This is a genomic window from Flavobacterium piscisymbiosum (genome assembly GCF_020905295.1).
Lineage (GTDB): Bacteria > Bacteroidota > Bacteroidia > Flavobacteriales > Flavobacteriaceae > Flavobacterium > Flavobacterium piscisymbiosum.
Map to the genome: position 1 here is coordinate 2,948,464 of NZ_JAJJMM010000001.1, position 15,302 is coordinate 2,963,765.

The window sequence follows — 15,302 nt, forward strand, 5'->3', positions numbered from 1 at the left end:
TGGTCTGTTTTCTGGTTGTTTTTTTTTGCCACAGATTAAAGGATTAAAATGATTTTTATTAAAATTTATTAATTTTTTCTAATCTGTGTAATTCTTTAATCTGTGGTAAATATTTTTATTTAATTCTCTATTAATTATGTTTTTTTTGCCACAGATTAGAATGATTATCACAGATTTAAATATCATTTTAATCTTTTAATCTGTGGCAAATATTTTTTTTTATCTAATGTATAATCTTTTCTATTGCATTATTAATTCTAATTAAATCTTCTTCAAGACTTCCGTGATAACTATTTCGATGTTCGTTGATCAAAAATACAAGTTCCTGAATATCTGTTTCACTTTTTCCTGTTTTATGATGCAGTTTTTGAATAAAAGTATCGTCCAGTTTTGTGGTATCGATCAAATATTCGGTTCGCATTTTTTCTAAAAAGTATATAATCTTTTTATCGATGATATTGCGGTGATCGCCTTCCTGATAATATAAATTCCCGATGGTTTTGGTAAAATCAACAGTAGAATTGGCCAAAGGTTTAAGGATAGGCACCACGCGTTGTTTGCGTTTAGCATTAAAAATAATAAAAATCAACATCCCGAATAAAAAGAAATACCATGCCCATTTTAGTCCCGGCTGAGACATAATATAACGCAAGGGCGATTGAGAAATATTTTCATTATGCTGACCTTTGGTATACCAGAAAATATCGCCTTTTGGCAAATAAGATAAAACGCTTTCGGCATATTGATAATGATCTGCTTTTAATAAATTAAAGTTGGTAAAAGCAACGGGTTGGGTATGCAAATAAAAGTACCCTTGCCTGTAAGGAACTTTTATATAATTGATATGTTTTTTTTGACTTGATTTGGTGCCATGGTATCCCAGAACAGTGGTGTTTAACGTGTCAATTTTAGAAAAATAATCTTGTATTTGATGGTCAAAAGTATATCTTTTAGTCTTTTTATTCGCCAGCCATAACTGAGTTTTATTGGCGTTCAAATAATCTGAATTGATTTCCAGTTTCAGCGTGTCTAATAAATATTTAGGAAAAGTTTTCATGCTTAAAAAAGCATTGTTTCCGTGCGAAACAAAATAAAAAATCTCCTTAATCGATTGTTCATCAATTGTATTCGATTCTGATATATTAATGAAAGTACCTTTTATTTTATAATTTTCTACCAGCGTATCTTCATCATATTTTGAATCTAAAAATTCATATGGCGTTACATTTGGAATTCTTTCTACTTTATTATTTTTAAAAAAGCCATTAATTTCCTTGTCAAAAACATATAAACCGTAAGGAATTTTGTCATTGACAGCATATGTTGGCCTCCAATCAATAGGTTTTGGCTGGTCACGATCTATTAGTAGAATCACGGCTAAAATAAAAACCAGAACAGCAATGTAAATTTTGATGCTTTTATCCATTACTAAAGGTTTTTATGGCGTTCTTAAATCGGTTTTCGGCTTTTATAAAAGAGATTTCATCAATGGCAAATTCACCATACCAGATATAATTATACAAGTACGACAAATAGGTAAATTCCTCTTTATGTTCAGGTCGCTGCAGTTCGTATAAATAATCAGAATTGGTTTTTTCGATATCCCATTCGATATAATGATTTTGTGCCATTACTTTTAGCAGCCACAAATAATAATAACGAATCGCGATTCTTTTTTCTCCTGTCAAAAGACTTTCTTTTATTAATTTTTCGAAATCCAGAAGGTGAATATTCTTTTCGATATCAGAATAATAAACATTTCTTTTATTCGAGTTTTTACCAAAAATCCATTGACCTTCTTTATTGATTACTGCTTTTGCTATTAAGTAGATTACAAAAACAATAATTAAAACCGCTATTACCCTTAAAAAGATAGTGACAAAATCGAGAGAGGCTTTGGTATCTGACTCGCTAAAAATGCTTCGGTAAATACGGGCAAGCCATTCAATAAAGCTTTGCCACAAACCTTTTTCGGGAGCTTTTTGTTCGTATACGAAATCAGAATCAGTATATTTTTTTTTGAAATTTTTAGAGAAGGTTTTGGCTTCTACAGTACTGGTATCAATTCGAATATCTTTCTCGGTATATTTTACGGTACTTATTTTTGGAGGTTCGGCTGTAGCCAAAGAATCCTGGGCATGCGAAATACCGGAGAAAAAGAGAAAAGATAAAAAGAGGAGAAGTTTATTCATTATTGCTTCCAATTGATTCAATTTCAGTTGCCGAAATTCTATCGTCTGCTCCCAAACTATAGTAGATAATTCCCTGATTGATTACCAAAACGTTACTAAAAATATTACTCAAAGCCATAATTAAAACAAATGCTACAGTAATCAGGATTAAAAAAACTGGCGAAGGTTCAAAAGGCATCTTCTCGAAATCAGGATTGGCAATTGCAAAGAAAAGAAACGCAAATATTCCCACAAAATAAAAAAACATAGTGATGGATGCCTGTATCATCTGAACCATAATCATGACGATAAGACTGGCTCCTATTGCAGACCAGAAATCTTCTTTTAGTAAAAGATGTGCATGATTTAAAGATTCAAAAAAGCTTTTATCCTCTGTTAAATAGGAGTAAAAACTCAAATTTACCCAGGTAAATAAAGTAGGTATCGCCACTATTAATAATGGTATGCCTACTAAGACAAAGCAGAGAAAAAATAAAGCGATTATAACGATAAATAAAATAGGAAATATAATGAATACAACGCCCAGGCCGAACTTAATTATTTTCCAAAGGCTTTTTCTAAAGGCGGATAATATATCCTGTGTGGTAAAATCGTTAGTGTTTTTTTCGGCTATTAATTTTAAATATAAAATTGGATAGGACGAATTAAAAAGAGATAAAAATATAACTATAACTAAAAAAAGTACCGCAAATCCTGCAAGAAGGGGATAACTTTCAAAGTAGTTGAAGAGGTCATCCGGAGTAGTTTTTTCTAAAGTATTACCGGCCAGAGACTTAAAATTAGTTTCTAAAAATAAATACATTAATGTACCCATGATTAGCAGCATACCAACATTTATGGCGAAAAAAATCTTAAAAAAGTGTTTCCCGAAATTTTTAAAGAAAGTAAACGAATCTACGATATAGTCGCCGAGTTGTCGTTTTTTGTAAAGTTCAAACATTATAATGAAGTTATTTTTTTGTGAACAATGAAAGGATAAACCAAATAATAAAATGAGATGATTCCTAATGTAAATAAGATGATAAAACTACTGAGCCAATTGGGCATATCGATAGAATATCGGGTTATAAAACCTTCGAGAAATCCTGCACTTATGGTAAAAGGAAAGGTACTCAGAAATATTTTGAAACTATTTTTGAAACCTATTTTAAGCGAATTTAATCGCGAAAAAGTTTTAGGAAAAAGGATCGAAGCTCCCAGAATAAATCCGGCTGCACTTTCGATTACAATGGCAAAAATCTCCATAGAACCGTGAATCCAGATACCGCGAACACTTTTCCAGAAAACACCCTGATCGTAGAAAAAGTACTGAAACGACCCTAACATCAATGAATTTTGAAGAAAAATATAAAAAGTTCCCAAGCCGCCAAATATACCGTAAATGTAACATCTTGCGCCTACATAAAGGTTGTTCAGAGTAATACCAATAAAACTTCCCCAGTTGCTTCCGGAGCCGTAAACGGCCATTGGATTTCCTTTTTTGATGTTGTCCAGCGTCATGTTGACATAATTATCGCCCAAAATTAAGCGAACAAAATTTTGATCGTATCTTGCCGAAACGACGCCCATTGCCACCGTAACAAAGAACAAAATAAAAGCATAGAGTAAATACCTCCTGTATTCGTAAAGCAGTAAAGGAACCTCGGTTTTAAAAAATTCAAGGAATCTGTTTTTTTCGGTTCTTTTAGTTTTGTAAATCTTTTGATAAATCTGCGAAGCGAGGTGATTGAGATATACAACTGTCTTACTTTTTGGGTAATACGTTTGCGCATACGACAAATCATTCATCATTTGAATGTACAAATTAGCTAACTCATCAGGATTTTTTTTAGCTTTACCAAAAATAGCGAGCTCAAACTCCAGCCATTTTTCTTTATTTTGTTTTATGAAGGCAACTTCTCTCATTGTAGGCTAAAATATAAAATATGTCAGAATTATCTATTAATACAACCCAAAATGTTAAAATAAATTTTATTGCCGCTTCACCAGGCGAGCGAATAGGCTCTTATTTCATCGATCTCGCTATTAAAGTGGCTTATATAAGCGTGGTTTCACTTGTGTTTTTTTATTGGTTAAATCTCGGTAAATTATTCGACAGATTAGACAATTGGTCCAAAATTTCGATCGTTTTAATACTTTATTTTCCGTTTTTTATTTATTCGCTAACTTTAGAAAGCATTTTTGAAGGCCAAACCATCGGCAAAAAACTGGTAAAAATAAAAGTGGTTAAAATAGATGGTTATCAGGCAGGATTTGGAGATTACTTAATGCGCTGGTTTTTTAGACTGGTAGATATTACCCTGTTGTACGGAATTGTCGCAATTGTAAGCGTGGTTTCGAGTAAAAAAGCACAACGATTGGGTGATATGGTAGCGGGAACTGCCGTAATTACCTTAAAAAATAAAATCGATATTAGTCATACCATTCTTGAAGAAATAGGCGAGGCTTATGCTCCTACTTATCCGTTGGTCATTAAATTGTCTGATAATGATATGCGTATTATTAAAGAAACTTTTAAGAATGCCGAAGCCAGAAATGATCATGAAGTCATTTATAAATTGGTCGCTAAGATCGAAAATGTCACAGGAATTAAAAACCAATCGGGTAACGAAAACGATTTTTTACGCGTTATTTTAAAAGATTACAATTTTTATACGCAGAATATGTAATTAATTCGTTTATGTGAGATGTTTTGTTAGGAATTTCGTAAATTTGTATATGCTTTTATTGTACAAATTAGCGAGCATTTTTTTAAAGGCGAATCCGAAAAGCCCAAGAGTAGGAAAATTTAATCTTAAATACCATGAACTCTAAAAAAGTTATTACCGCAATACTATTGTTGTTTGTCTCTGTTTTATCTTTCGCTCAGGGCGGAAAAAAATTAGATAAAATTATCAAAAGAGATTACCAGATTATCGAATGTACGATTGCTAAAATATCCGATAAAACGGTTGACTATTCCTTACCCGGAGAAACATTGCAAATAGAATTGGATGTATCTCAAATTGCCAGAATTGATTTTGCCAGTGGACGTTCTCAAGCTTTTGCTGTAACTGCAACTACTCCCACTAATAATGACTCAGCGGCTCAGGCTGTTGCTTCTGCCGAAATGAAGCCCAATACAATTGCCGTGTTGCCAATTCCGTACATAAATTCAGGAACCTTAGAAACTTCTGAAGAAATGGCGAAATTTGCTCAAAACGACCTTTATAATAAACTGTTGGACAAATCTGCCAATCTTTTTCCGTTAACGGTTCAGGATTTAAGAGTTACAAATAGTTTGCTGCATAAAGCCGGAATCGATTATAAAAACATAGATGAAACTCCTATAGAAGATCTTCAAAAAATTCTGGGAGTCGACAATATTCTTGCCGCAAAAGTTTCGTATACCATTACCGAAGGCTCAACTGCTTCTACTTATAACAGCGGAAGTGCAAAAGTGAGTGACAATAATAAAAAGGTAAAAACAAGTGATATATCGACTACAAATTCCAGTAATCTAACGTATTACAATTACATGGTTTATTTTGATATGTATAAAAACGGGACAAAAATTTACTCACAAACCCGTAAACCATTCCTAAATATAAAAGACAGCTGGATGGACTCTATTACCTATTTATTGAAAAGAAGTCCGATTTACGTAAAAAAATAAGAAGTAAATGGAGAAATTTGAATCTAAAATTGATCTTTGGTTAATACTGTTTTTGGTTTTAATTTTTGGAGGAATCCTTGTAAGATCAGCCTATGATCAAAATTGGATTAGTTTTTCCTTTATACTTTTGGTAGTGATTTTTATTACTTATATGTTTTCGACTACTTTTTATATAATCGAGAACAAAAAACTACGGATAAAATGTGGAATTTTTTTTAATCTTTCGATTGAAATTGAAGGTATTAAGAAAGTTTCTGAAAGTTACAATATCATAAGTTCTCCGGCGCTTTCTTTTGACAGGCTGGAGATCTTATACAATAAATTTGATACAGTTTTGATTTCGCCAAAAGATAAAATAAGATTTATTGAAGCTATTCAAAAAATTAATCCCGAGACCGAAATTAAAATTAAAGAAAAAATTTACAAATGAGTTAAAATAATTTAATCTTTTGTGTCTTTGTACCTCTTGACCTTTGTACCTTTGCACCTAAAAAAAAGTAAAATGTTTCATTTATTAGACCTTATTGGTACAATGGCTTTTGCAATGTCCGGCGCATTAACGGCAATGCACAAAAAACTAGATCCGTTTGGTGTTTTTATCATTGCTTTTGTAACGGCAGTAGGAGGCGGAACGCTTCGTGATGTTTTAATAGGCAGAACTCCGGTGGGCTGGATGCAGGATTTAAAATATGTCTATGTCATTATTTTAGGTTTTGGATTGGCAATTCTCTTCAGAAAAAAGTTTGACAAATTAAGAACTTCCCTGTTTTTGTTTGATACAATTGGGTTAGGTGTTTTTACTTTAATAGGCCTTGAAAGAGGTATCATGACGGGTTTACATCCGGTAATTTGTATTGCTTTGGGCACCATGACGGCTTGTTTTGGCGGGGTAACCCGTGATATTTTGTGTACCGAAATCCCAACAATCTTTAGAAGGGAAATTTATGCGACCATTTGTATTTTTGGCGGAATTGTATTTTTTGCGCTAAAAAAACTGAATCTTGAAGACGATGTTTTATACTTAGTAACTTCTCTTGTCATTATTACTGCTCGATTATTGGCCGTGAAATTCAAATGGTATTTGCCGGCATTTGACCACAAATAAGATTTGTTTGTCACCAATTTCACTAATTTTCACGAATCATTGACTGCGAAAAATATGCGCATATTTGTTTTGTATTTTATGCAGAGAAAAATTAGTGTAAATTCGTGCGATTTCCCAGCAAAAGAAGCAACAACAATAAATGACAAAATACACTGTAAAAAAATACGATCAGAACGATTATAAAATCTGGAATGACTTTATAGCTCAGGCTAAAAATGCTACATTTTTATTTCACCGTGATTTTATGGAATATCATAAAGATCGTTTTGAAGATTTTTCGCTCATGGTTTATCAGGACGAAAAGCTAATAAGTATTTTGCCTGCCAATAAAGTTGGAAATTCTCTTTATTCGCACCAGGGACTTACCTACGGCGGATTGGTGTATACTACTAAAGTAAAAGCAGAAAAAGCAGAAGCTGTTTTAGATGCAGTTTTGTCTTTTTTGAAAGAGAATTTATTTGAGATTTTTTACTACAAGCCCATTCCTAATTTTTATTTTCCTGAAGGCAATAACGAAGTTGATTTTTTCTTGTTTAAAAGAGGAGCAGTTATAAACCGAAAAGAAATGAATCTGGCCGTTAATCTCGAATTGCCTTTGCAAATTTCTAAAAGTAAGCTAAAACACTTTAGAAGAATTGAAGATCTTGATTTGGATATAATTGAAGATGATGATTTTAATCCTTTTTGGTTAACAATTTTAGAACCACGATTATTGGAGAAATTCAATGTAAAACCTGTTCATACAAAAGAAGAAATTTTACTTTTGAAACAGAGTTTTCCTGAAAATATCAGACAATATTCTGTTTATCTCAATGATGAAATTATTGCGGGAATTACGATTTTTGAAACCGAAAATGTGGTAAAATCGCAATACGGAGCCACATCAAAAAAAGGCGAGGAAGTAAGAGCACTTGATTTTTTATTCATTAATTTGATCGAAAAGTACAAACGAAAAGGCAAACGCTTTTTTGATATGGGAATTGTAAATGAAGAAAACGAAAGTGGCTATCATTCCGGACTTTTAAAACAAAAAGAAGAATTAGGCTCTATGGTTTACAACCAGGATTTTTATAAAATTGAGATAAAATGATACCATTTCTGGACCTAAAAAAAATAAACGAACCTTATGAAACTGCTTTTCAGGACAAACTGAAATTGGTTTTAGATAATGGCTGGTATATTTTAGGGAAAGAAGTAGAAACATTTGAAAAGGCTTTCGCCGAATATTGCCAAACTGAATATTGTATAGGAGTAGGGAATGGTTTTGATGCTTTGATCCTAATTTTTAAAGGTTATATTCAGTTGGGGAAATTGCAAAAAGGTGATGAAGTTATCGTTCCTGCCAATACTTACATCGCTAGTATTCTGGCCATTTTGCAGGCAGATTTAATTCCGGTTTTGGTTGAACCAAAGTTGGAAACGTATAATATAGATCCTGATTTAATTCAAAAGAAAATTAACTCAAAAACTAAAGCGATTTTAGCAGTTCATTTATACGGTCAATTAGCCGAAATGAATAAAATTAATCAAATAGCGATTGAAAATAATTTAATCATTGTTGAAGATGCAGCGCAGGCACATGGAGTTTTTGGAAATTCCAAAAAAAACAAATCCCAAATTCCAAATACCGATGTCCAGGAAAATAATCTAAAATATAAAATCAACAATCTAAAATCAGCAACCGCTTACAGTTTTTATCCGGGTAAAAATTTAGGCTGTTTGGGCGATGGAGGAGCAATAACTACAAACGATTCTGAATTGGCAAAAGTGCTTTTTTCGCTTCGTAATTATGGTTCAGAACAAAAGTATTATAACGAATATATTGGCGTAAATTCGAGATTAGATGAACTTCAGGGGGCGTTTCTAAATGTAAAGTTGCCTAATTTAAATTCCGATAATGATAAACGTCGCGCGATTGCGAAACGCTATTTATCAGAAATTAAAAACGATAAAATAATCCTGCCGTTTTGGGATTTATCAGACAATCATGTTTTTCATTTATTCGTGATCCGAACATCAAACAGAGAAGATTTACAAGCCTATTTAACTCAAAATAATATTCAGACCGTTATTCATTATCCGGTTCCTCCGCATCAACAAAAAGCGCTTAAAGATTGGAGTAATTTGTCTTTTCCGATAACAGAAAAGATTCATAACGAAGTTTTGAGTTTGCCAATGAGTCCTGTTTTAACAGATGAAGAAGTTAGTTTTATTGTTGCTGTTTTAAATCGATATTAGATTGCATTTCCTGAAAAAAATAACGCAAACGACTTTGTTTAAGATTACTTCTTTAAACAGTCTGAGTATTGCAATTAAAATTGGAATTGGGCTAATAACCTCTAAAATATTAGCCATATTTGTTGGTCCCGGTGGAATGGCTTTGGTTGGAAATTTGCGTAATTTTTTAACTTCTTTAGAAAGTATTTCAACTCTGGGTTTTCAAAGTGGAATAATAAAATATGTAGCCGAAAACCAGAAAAACAAAGAAGTTTTACAAAAAATAATAGCGACCGTTTTTATAAGTCTGGTTTTTATTGCACTTGTATTAAGTGGTGTTTTGTATTTTTTTGCTTCTTTCTGGAACAATACGATCTTAAATTCAGCTTTTGATTATGTTTTAGTTTTTAAAATTCTGGCATTGGCCTTGCCGTGGTATGCCGTATCGGTTTTTTTATTGGCAGTTCTTAATGGTTTAAGTCAGTTCAAAAAGGTAATTTGGGTAAATATCATCGGGAATACTTTGGGATTATTGGTTTCTCTTTTTATGATTTTACAGTTTCAAACATTGGGAGCTTTATTAGCAATTGTCATTACGCCTTCGTTATTGTTTTTTGTTACTTTTTACTTCGTCCAAAAAGAAATCAATTTTTTAGACGCTATAAAGTGGCATTTGTATGATTTTAAAATTATAAAAAATTTATTGCCTTTTTCTTTAATGGCAATAGTTTCATCGGTTTTAGGACCAATGGTTTATTTGGCTATGAGAAATAGTGTTATTGAAAAGCTAGGTATCGATCAGGCTGGTTTTTGGGAAAGTATGACCCGAATTTCGACATATTATATGCTTTTTGTAAGCACGATTCTATCGGTTTATTTTTTACCCAAATTAGCAATAGCAAAGGAAAATAAAGAAACAAAAAGTATTTTCTGGCAGTACTATAAATCTATTTTACCGGTTTTTATAGTGGGTTTGGTAGTCGTTTATTTTGCCCGATTTTTTATCGTTCAGTTATTGTTTACCAAAGAATTTTTACCTGTTGCTTCACTTTTCTTCTGGCAGCTTATAGGAGATGTTTTTAAAGTCGCTTTCCTTATTTTAGGCTATCAGTTTTTTGCTAAAAAATTAACCAAAGCGTTTATTATCGCCGAAGTATCTTCTCTTGCTCTATTGTATTTTTCGAATTTGGTTTTTATGCAGTATTTCGGAATTCAAGGTGTTGTAATGGCTCAGGCTTTTGATAATTTCGTTTATCTTTTGGTTCTGTGTGTGTATTTTAGAAAAAGTTTATTTTAAAAGCATTTTTATCAAAACCTTAATTTCAATTCCAACGGAATATATTTAATAAACAACCCAATATCATACGTCTTTTTAGCCTTTACCATTTCCTGATGCACTCGTTTTAGAACTGCTTTGTTTTCTGCTTTTGTTTTATTTAAGGCAATTGCTTTTTTAAGAATAAGATAAGTCGAATAATTTATTTTTCGGGTTCGGGAATTGAATTTTTTATAAAACTGATTTCCCAGTGAGTTCTCCAGTTCTCTTTTCTGAATTAAAACCGCATCAATAAATTCAAAGTTATAGTTTCTGGCTGTTCTGATCCAAAGGTCTAAATCCTCGTACGCCAGATTTTCATCATAACCCCTTAGTTCATCCAAAACTTGTCGCTTTACCATCGAAGAAACAGAACAAATCATGCTGTTTTGACTTAATATTGAGGAATAAATATCTCCTGTGGCAGGTTTTTTTAGTACTTTTTTTTCAGGATTCACTTCATAATAATAACGAAGATGTTTGTTGTTTTCAGAGATTATTTCGGCATTTCCGTAAACGATGGCTAGTTTTTTCTGATTAGAATTTAAAAAAGTGTCGATTTGTTTTTCCACACAATTTGGCAATAAAACATCATCAGCCGCCAGATCAATTACATAGTCTCCTTTTGCGATCTTCAATGCTTTATTAAACGTTTTGGTGTTTCCTAAGTTTGTTTCGTTGGAGATAAATGGTACATCAGGATAATTTTCGAGCCAGTTTTTAATCGTTTTTTCAGAAGAATCTGTGCTGCAATCGTCTGCAATAATGAGTTCGATGTTTTTATAGGTTTGGTTTAGAACTGAATTCAATGATTCAACTACAAATTGTTCGTGATTGTAACACAAACAAATGATGGAAACTAAAGGGGATTTTTGCATAAAAGTTGAATATGAAACCGCTTCTTGAAGCATTCAAAAATAAGAAATATTATGCCTGATTGCGTTAAGATTTGCTGAATAGAAAAACAAAACTAAATAGCAGGTTTTAAATTGTATTCTTTTCGTTTACTATTTTTTACATTTGCTTTAAGATGGAAGATAAATTAGAAAACCTTTTTACCGAAACTGATGTTGAAATTTTGATTTCTACCATGAATCAGGATTCGTTAGATTTTTTAGTTCCGATGTTTCCGTTTCTTCATTTTTCTAATTTCCGAATCTTAATTATTAATCAAACTCAATTCGAAACAATATTAGAATCAGAATATCCTAATATCAGAGTTGTAAATTCTTTCGAAAAAGATTTGTCCAAAAGCCGAAATCTGGCGCTTGAAAATGCTCAAGGAAAAATCCTTGTAATTGCTGATGATGATGTAATATATCAGCAAGGATTTGTTGCCAAAATAATCAACTCCTATAATCAATTTCCGAATGCAGCTGCAATCAATTTTTGTGCTGTAAAGTCAGATGGAAGTTTGATGAAAGAATATCCTAAGCATTCTAAAACGAATCTGAATGCCTTTGATATTTTTAATACAAGTTCAATAGAAATGACATTGAATAAGGCAGTTTTAGATAAAACCGGAATTCATTTTGATGAAAAATTTGGGTTAGGAGGGATGTTCGAAATGGGAGAAGAAGCCATTTTTTTATTTGATTTAAAGTCTAAAAAACAACAACTGATTTTTGAATCAGAAGTAATTGTGCAGCATCTTGAATTGACATCTTCATCAAAAAAAAGCATCGAAGAAAAATATTATATTCAAGGCGCTTTATATACCAGGATTTTTAAAAGCAATTATATTTATTGGATATTTGTCAAGTTGTTTTTTGATTTAAAACAGCGTAAAATAAGATTTGGCGAATTTAAATCAGCACTTAAAAGTTCAAAAAAGGGACATCAAAAATTTGAAACATTACAGCATGACAATAAAAAATAACGGAATACAAATTTTATCGATACCCAAGATAGAAGATCGAAGAGGTAATCTTTCTGTGATTGAAAATGATATTGTTCCTTTTGATATTAAGCGGGTGTATTATTTGTACGATGTGCCAAGCGGTTCTGAACGTGGCGGACATGCGCACAAAGAGCTTAAGGAATTTTTGGTTGCTTTAAGCGGTAGTTTTGATGTGGTTCTGAAAGATGGAGAAGAACAAGAAATTGTAACCTTAAACAAGCCTTATGAAGGTTTACTAATTAATCCGGGAATTTGGCGTGAACTTCAAAACTTTTCTTCAGGATCTGTTTGTTTGGTAGTGGCTTCAGAAGTTTATATCGAAGAAGATTACATCAGGGATTTTGATGAATTTTTGGAATATTCTAATGGTAAACAGAAAAATTAATTCCCCATTTTTTTAAAATTTGATTTGATTCAAAAAGAAATCTCAAACAAAAAGGCGGCAGCTTCATTAAAAAACGAATCTTTGAACTTATATTTTGTTTGTCGACATTTTTAAAATAGAATGAACTTTTCTCTTTATAGCCGGAAACATAATATTTAAAACCATATTCAATTCGGTACAAATCCAGAAATTTTTTGAGAGAAGGATTTTCTCTTTCAGCAATTTTAAATTGTTCAAAATCCATTAAATTCATCGAATTGATATTCTTCTTAGCGAGACTTTCGGGAATATCATTATTATAAATAGCCGTAACAGTATTAGTTATTGCAACCGGATATTTAATGCCAATTTTAGTCCATAATTCTAAATCCTGACCATTTGTTACACCCGGCGTAAATCCTCCTAAAGTTTCGAGAATTTGTTTTGGTATCGCCAAAGACGAAGTCCACGTAATTCTAAAAGGCATGTTTGAAGCGAAATAATCTTTTACAACTCCTCTAAAAGATTGGTCTACACCAAAATAATATGGAGTTTGAAAGTGGTTTTTGGCGGTTTTGATTTTATAGCGAGAACAGTAAATTCCACAATCAGGAAAATTATGATATATCTTAGCTAATTCTTCGAGATGATTCGGAAACCAATAATCGTCAGCATCCAGAAAAGCGATCAGTTTCCCTTTTGATTTTTCTATTCCAAGATTTCGCGCAACGGAAACACCTTGATTTTTTTGATTAAAGATCTGAATTCTTTTGTCATTTAGTTTACGAACTAAAGCTTGACTTTCATCAGTAGATGCGTCATTAATTACAATGATTTCATAATCTGTAAAAGTTTGACTGAGAACGCTTTTTATAGTGTTTTCAATATGACTGGCTTTATTGTATAACGGAATGATAACAGAAAAAAATACCATAATCGATTATTTTTTTAAATCACAATAATAGCCTAATTTATAAAAATCGAGTAAATATAAATTCGGGTTTTCTGAAATTAAATTAGTGAGGATTTGTTTCTTTGTTTTTAGATATATTGCCTTTACAATTGCGGTAATATACAGTTTTTCTAAAATTACGTACAACTTGCTCAATCTTATTTTTTTAGGATCGATTTTATTTAAGTGAATTAAATCGTGTAAGTTTTTAACGGCTCTTTCGGATTTCTTTATAAAATCGATACTAGTTTCTGAGTTGTGGTGAATTAAGCAATTTTCGATATGAGTAACCGGAACTGAATTGAAACGCAGATTTTTTATGAAAATGAAATCTTCATATCCATATTCATTAATAAATTCAGGGAAAGGAAATTGCAAAAGAATTTCTTTTTTTAAAAGTAAATTCCATGTAAAAACAAAATTGTACTGGTGTTTCAGTCTGTGCTCTAAAGATTTTATTTCCCTGTTTATTCCGTATTTCCATCGAAGCAATTTTTCTTTAGAAGGAATAGCTTCAGGATATTTTACACCACCAAAAATAACATCGTGATTCGATTTCGATAGTATTTCGATATAGTTTTTAAGATAAGATTCATTCTCAGGCAAAGCATCGGCTTCCATAATCAAAACACAATCATATCTTGATTTGGCGCATAATAGGTTGATGTTTTTTCCTCTGCCTAAATTTTGTGTATTGATAGAGAAAAGACAATTTTCTAATGAATTGATCTGAGAATTTTCAGAAATAAATTCATGACTAACATCATCTTGTACAAGGATTTCATATTCAATTCCTAAACTATCGGCTTGTTTTTTAAGCTCTAAAACAAGCGGAAAAACATTATAATTATAAACAGGAATTACTATAGAAAGCATTACACGCTGCGTTGCACCACTTCAAAAATTCTTTCGTCTTCACATTTTAATGTTTTAGACGGGAATTTTAGTAATAGAGCATAATCGTGAGTCGCCATGATAACCGTTTTACCATTAGCATTGATTTTTTTCAATACTTCAAGAACCTCAGAACTTGTTTGCGGATCTAAGTTTCCGGTTGGTTCATCGGCTAGGATAAATTCAGGGTCGTTAAGCAAAGCTCTTGCAATCGCAACACGTTGCTGCTCACCACCAGAAAGCTGATGCGGCATTTTGTTAACGTATTCCTTCATACCCACTTTGTCCAGAACTTCATCAATTTTACGTTCCATTCCTTCCTTGTCAACCCATCCTGTCGCTCTTAAAACAAAAAGCATATTGTCTTTTACAGAACGGTCCGGAAGTAGTTTAAAATCTTGAAATACGATCCCAATTTTACGTCTCAAATACGGAATGTCTTTTTCTTTTAAAGTAGCCAAATCAAACTCAACTATGTGACCTTCACCTTCAGATAAGGGTAAATCTGCATATAAAGTTTTTAAGAAACTACTTTTTCCGGATCCTGTTTTCCCAATGATGTAGATAAATTCACCGTGGTTAACATCCAGATTAATATGAGATAAAATTTTTCTTCCTTCCTGATATATAGTGACTTCTTTAAGAGATAGTACGGTTTGTGACATAATAAATTGATTTGATTGGTAAAAGTAATAAGATAACGCTTCG

17 protein-coding genes are annotated in these 15,302 nt (G+C 32.0%); 9 read left to right on the plus strand and 8 right to left on the minus strand.

Going from position 1 to position 15,302, the window contains the following annotated elements; translation table 11 throughout:
• Positions 1–223: 223 nt before the first annotated feature.
• Genes LNP81_RS12885 through LNP81_RS12900 form a run of 4 tightly spaced genes read right to left on the minus strand, consistent with a single transcriptional unit; the run spans position 224 to position 4,097 of the window.
• The gene (locus LNP81_RS12885; protein ID WP_230036389.1) at positions 224–1,426 is read right to left on the minus strand and encodes a DUF4350 domain-containing protein; all 1,203 of its coding nucleotides are present in this window, start codon (positions 1,424–1,426) and stop codon (positions 224–226) included.
• A complete protein-coding gene (locus tag LNP81_RS12890) occupies positions 1,419–2,192 on the minus strand; it encodes a DUF4129 domain-containing protein (RefSeq protein WP_230036391.1) in 774 nt (257 codons plus the stop codon). Before LNP81_RS12890 ends, LNP81_RS12885 begins: the two co-directional genes overlap by 8 nt.
• Positions 2,185–3,132, minus strand: coding sequence for a hypothetical protein (locus tag LNP81_RS12895; protein WP_230036393.1), 948 nt, complete (start codon positions 3,130–3,132; stop codon positions 2,185–2,187). The genes LNP81_RS12890 and LNP81_RS12895 overlap by 8 nt, the downstream gene beginning before the upstream one ends.
• Complete coding sequence (locus tag LNP81_RS12900) at positions 3,132–4,097, minus strand: stage II sporulation protein M (protein WP_230036395.1); 966 nt, start codon at positions 4,095–4,097, stop codon at positions 3,132–3,134. Before LNP81_RS12900 ends, LNP81_RS12895 begins: the two co-directional genes overlap by 1 nt.
• A gap of 20 nt (positions 4,098–4,117) precedes the next feature.
• Between LNP81_RS12900 and LNP81_RS12905 the strand changes: the two genes are divergently transcribed.
• From LNP81_RS12905 to LNP81_RS12935, 7 genes are all read left to right on the plus strand, one after another.
• Positions 4,118–4,861, plus strand: coding sequence for an RDD family protein (locus tag LNP81_RS12905; protein WP_230036397.1), 744 nt, complete (start codon positions 4,118–4,120; stop codon positions 4,859–4,861).
• A 134-nt stretch (positions 4,862–4,995) separates the two neighbouring features.
• On the plus strand, positions 4,996–5,847 hold the full coding sequence (locus LNP81_RS12910; RefSeq protein ID WP_230036399.1) for a hypothetical protein: 852 nt from the start codon (positions 4,996–4,998) through the stop codon (positions 5,845–5,847).
• A 7-nt stretch (positions 5,848–5,854) separates the two neighbouring features.
• Positions 5,855–6,277: a PH domain-containing protein gene (locus LNP81_RS12915; RefSeq protein ID WP_230036401.1), complete on the plus strand. Its 423-nt coding sequence runs from the start codon at positions 5,855–5,857 to the stop codon at positions 6,275–6,277.
• Between the two features lie 72 nt (positions 6,278–6,349).
• Entirely contained in the window at positions 6,350–6,952 is a 603-nt protein-coding gene (locus LNP81_RS12920; RefSeq protein WP_230036403.1) for a trimeric intracellular cation channel family protein, read from the plus strand.
• Between the two features lie 139 nt (positions 6,953–7,091).
• Positions 7,092–8,042 (plus strand): GNAT family N-acetyltransferase, encoded by a 951-nt coding sequence (locus tag LNP81_RS12925; RefSeq protein ID WP_230036405.1) that lies wholly within the window; start codon positions 7,092–7,094, stop codon positions 8,040–8,042.
• On the plus strand, positions 8,039–9,190 hold the full coding sequence (locus LNP81_RS12930) for a DegT/DnrJ/EryC1/StrS family aminotransferase (protein ID WP_230036407.1): 1,152 nt from the start codon (positions 8,039–8,041) through the stop codon (positions 9,188–9,190). The genes LNP81_RS12925 and LNP81_RS12930 overlap by 4 nt, the downstream gene beginning before the upstream one ends.
• Before the next feature lies 1 nt (position 9,191).
• A complete protein-coding gene (locus tag LNP81_RS12935; protein WP_230036409.1) occupies positions 9,192–10,466 on the plus strand; it encodes an O-antigen translocase in 1,275 nt (424 codons plus the stop codon).
• An 11-nt stretch (positions 10,467–10,477) separates the two neighbouring features.
• Here the strand turns inward: LNP81_RS12935 and LNP81_RS12940 are convergent, their stop codons facing one another.
• Positions 10,478–11,362, minus strand: a complete 885-nt coding sequence (locus LNP81_RS12940) for a glycosyltransferase family 2 protein (RefSeq protein ID WP_230036411.1) — start codon at positions 11,360–11,362, stop codon at positions 10,478–10,480.
• A gap of 152 nt (positions 11,363–11,514) precedes the next feature.
• Between LNP81_RS12940 and LNP81_RS12945 the strand changes: the two genes are divergently transcribed.
• On the plus strand, positions 11,515–12,363 hold the full coding sequence (locus LNP81_RS12945; RefSeq protein WP_230036413.1) for a glycosyltransferase family 2 protein: 849 nt from the start codon (positions 11,515–11,517) through the stop codon (positions 12,361–12,363).
• A complete protein-coding gene (locus tag LNP81_RS12950; protein ID WP_230036415.1) occupies positions 12,347–12,769 on the plus strand; it encodes a sugar 3,4-ketoisomerase in 423 nt (140 codons plus the stop codon). The genes LNP81_RS12945 and LNP81_RS12950 overlap by 17 nt, the downstream gene beginning before the upstream one ends.
• Here the strand turns inward: LNP81_RS12950 and LNP81_RS12955 are convergent.
• Genes LNP81_RS12955 through LNP81_RS12965 form a run of 3 tightly spaced genes read right to left on the minus strand, consistent with a single transcriptional unit; the run spans position 12,747 to position 15,259 of the window.
• Positions 12,747–13,682: a glycosyltransferase family 2 protein gene (locus LNP81_RS12955; protein ID WP_230036417.1), complete on the minus strand. Its 936-nt coding sequence runs from the start codon at positions 13,680–13,682 to the stop codon at positions 12,747–12,749. The two genes, LNP81_RS12950 and LNP81_RS12955, sit on opposite strands and share 23 nt — an antisense overlap.
• Before the next feature lie 6 nt (positions 13,683–13,688).
• Positions 13,689–14,576 (minus strand): glycosyltransferase family 2 protein, encoded by an 888-nt coding sequence (locus LNP81_RS12960; protein ID WP_230036419.1) that lies wholly within the window; start codon positions 14,574–14,576, stop codon positions 13,689–13,691.
• Positions 14,576–15,259: a cell division ATP-binding protein FtsE gene (locus LNP81_RS12965; protein WP_230036421.1), complete on the minus strand. Its 684-nt coding sequence runs from the start codon at positions 15,257–15,259 to the stop codon at positions 14,576–14,578. Before LNP81_RS12965 ends, LNP81_RS12960 begins: the two co-directional genes overlap by 1 nt.
• Between the last annotated feature and the right edge of the window lie 43 nt (positions 15,260–15,302).

Coding starts and splice junctions, on each gene's coding strand:
- LNP81_RS12885 (WP_230036389.1), bottom strand. CDS start 1,426: ATGGATAAAAGCATCAAAATTTACATTGCTGTTCTGGTTTTTATTTTA.
- LNP81_RS12890 (WP_230036391.1), bottom strand. CDS start 2,192: ATGAATAAACTTCTCCTCTTTTTATCTTTTCTCTTTTTCTCCGGTATT.
- LNP81_RS12895 (WP_230036393.1), bottom strand. CDS start 3,132: ATGTTTGAACTTTACAAAAAACGACAACTCGGCGACTATATCGTAGAT.
- LNP81_RS12900 (WP_230036395.1), bottom strand. CDS start 4,097: ATGAGAGAAGTTGCCTTCATAAAACAAAATAAAGAAAAATGGCTGGAG.
- LNP81_RS12905 (WP_230036397.1), top strand. CDS start 4,118: ATGTCAGAATTATCTATTAATACAACCCAAAATGTTAAAATAAATTTT.
- LNP81_RS12910 (WP_230036399.1), top strand. CDS start 4,996: ATGAACTCTAAAAAAGTTATTACCGCAATACTATTGTTGTTTGTCTCT.
- LNP81_RS12915 (WP_230036401.1), top strand. CDS start 5,855: ATGGAGAAATTTGAATCTAAAATTGATCTTTGGTTAATACTGTTTTTG.
- LNP81_RS12920 (WP_230036403.1), top strand. CDS start 6,350: ATGTTTCATTTATTAGACCTTATTGGTACAATGGCTTTTGCAATGTCC.
- LNP81_RS12925 (WP_230036405.1), top strand. CDS start 7,092: ATGACAAAATACACTGTAAAAAAATACGATCAGAACGATTATAAAATC.
- LNP81_RS12930 (WP_230036407.1), top strand. CDS start 8,039: ATGATACCATTTCTGGACCTAAAAAAAATAAACGAACCTTATGAAACT.
- LNP81_RS12940 (WP_230036411.1), bottom strand. CDS start 11,362: ATGCAAAAATCCCCTTTAGTTTCCATCATTTGTTTGTGTTACAATCAC.
- LNP81_RS12945 (WP_230036413.1), top strand. CDS start 11,515: ATGGAAGATAAATTAGAAAACCTTTTTACCGAAACTGATGTTGAAATT.
- LNP81_RS12950 (WP_230036415.1), top strand. CDS start 12,347: ATGACAATAAAAAATAACGGAATACAAATTTTATCGATACCCAAGATA.
- LNP81_RS12955 (WP_230036417.1), bottom strand. CDS start 13,682: ATGGTATTTTTTTCTGTTATCATTCCGTTATACAATAAAGCCAGTCAT.
- LNP81_RS12960 (WP_230036419.1), bottom strand. CDS start 14,576: ATGCTTTCTATAGTAATTCCTGTTTATAATTATAATGTTTTTCCGCTT.
- LNP81_RS12965 (WP_230036421.1), bottom strand. CDS start 15,259: ATGTCACAAACCGTACTATCTCTTAAAGAAGTCACTATATATCAGGAA.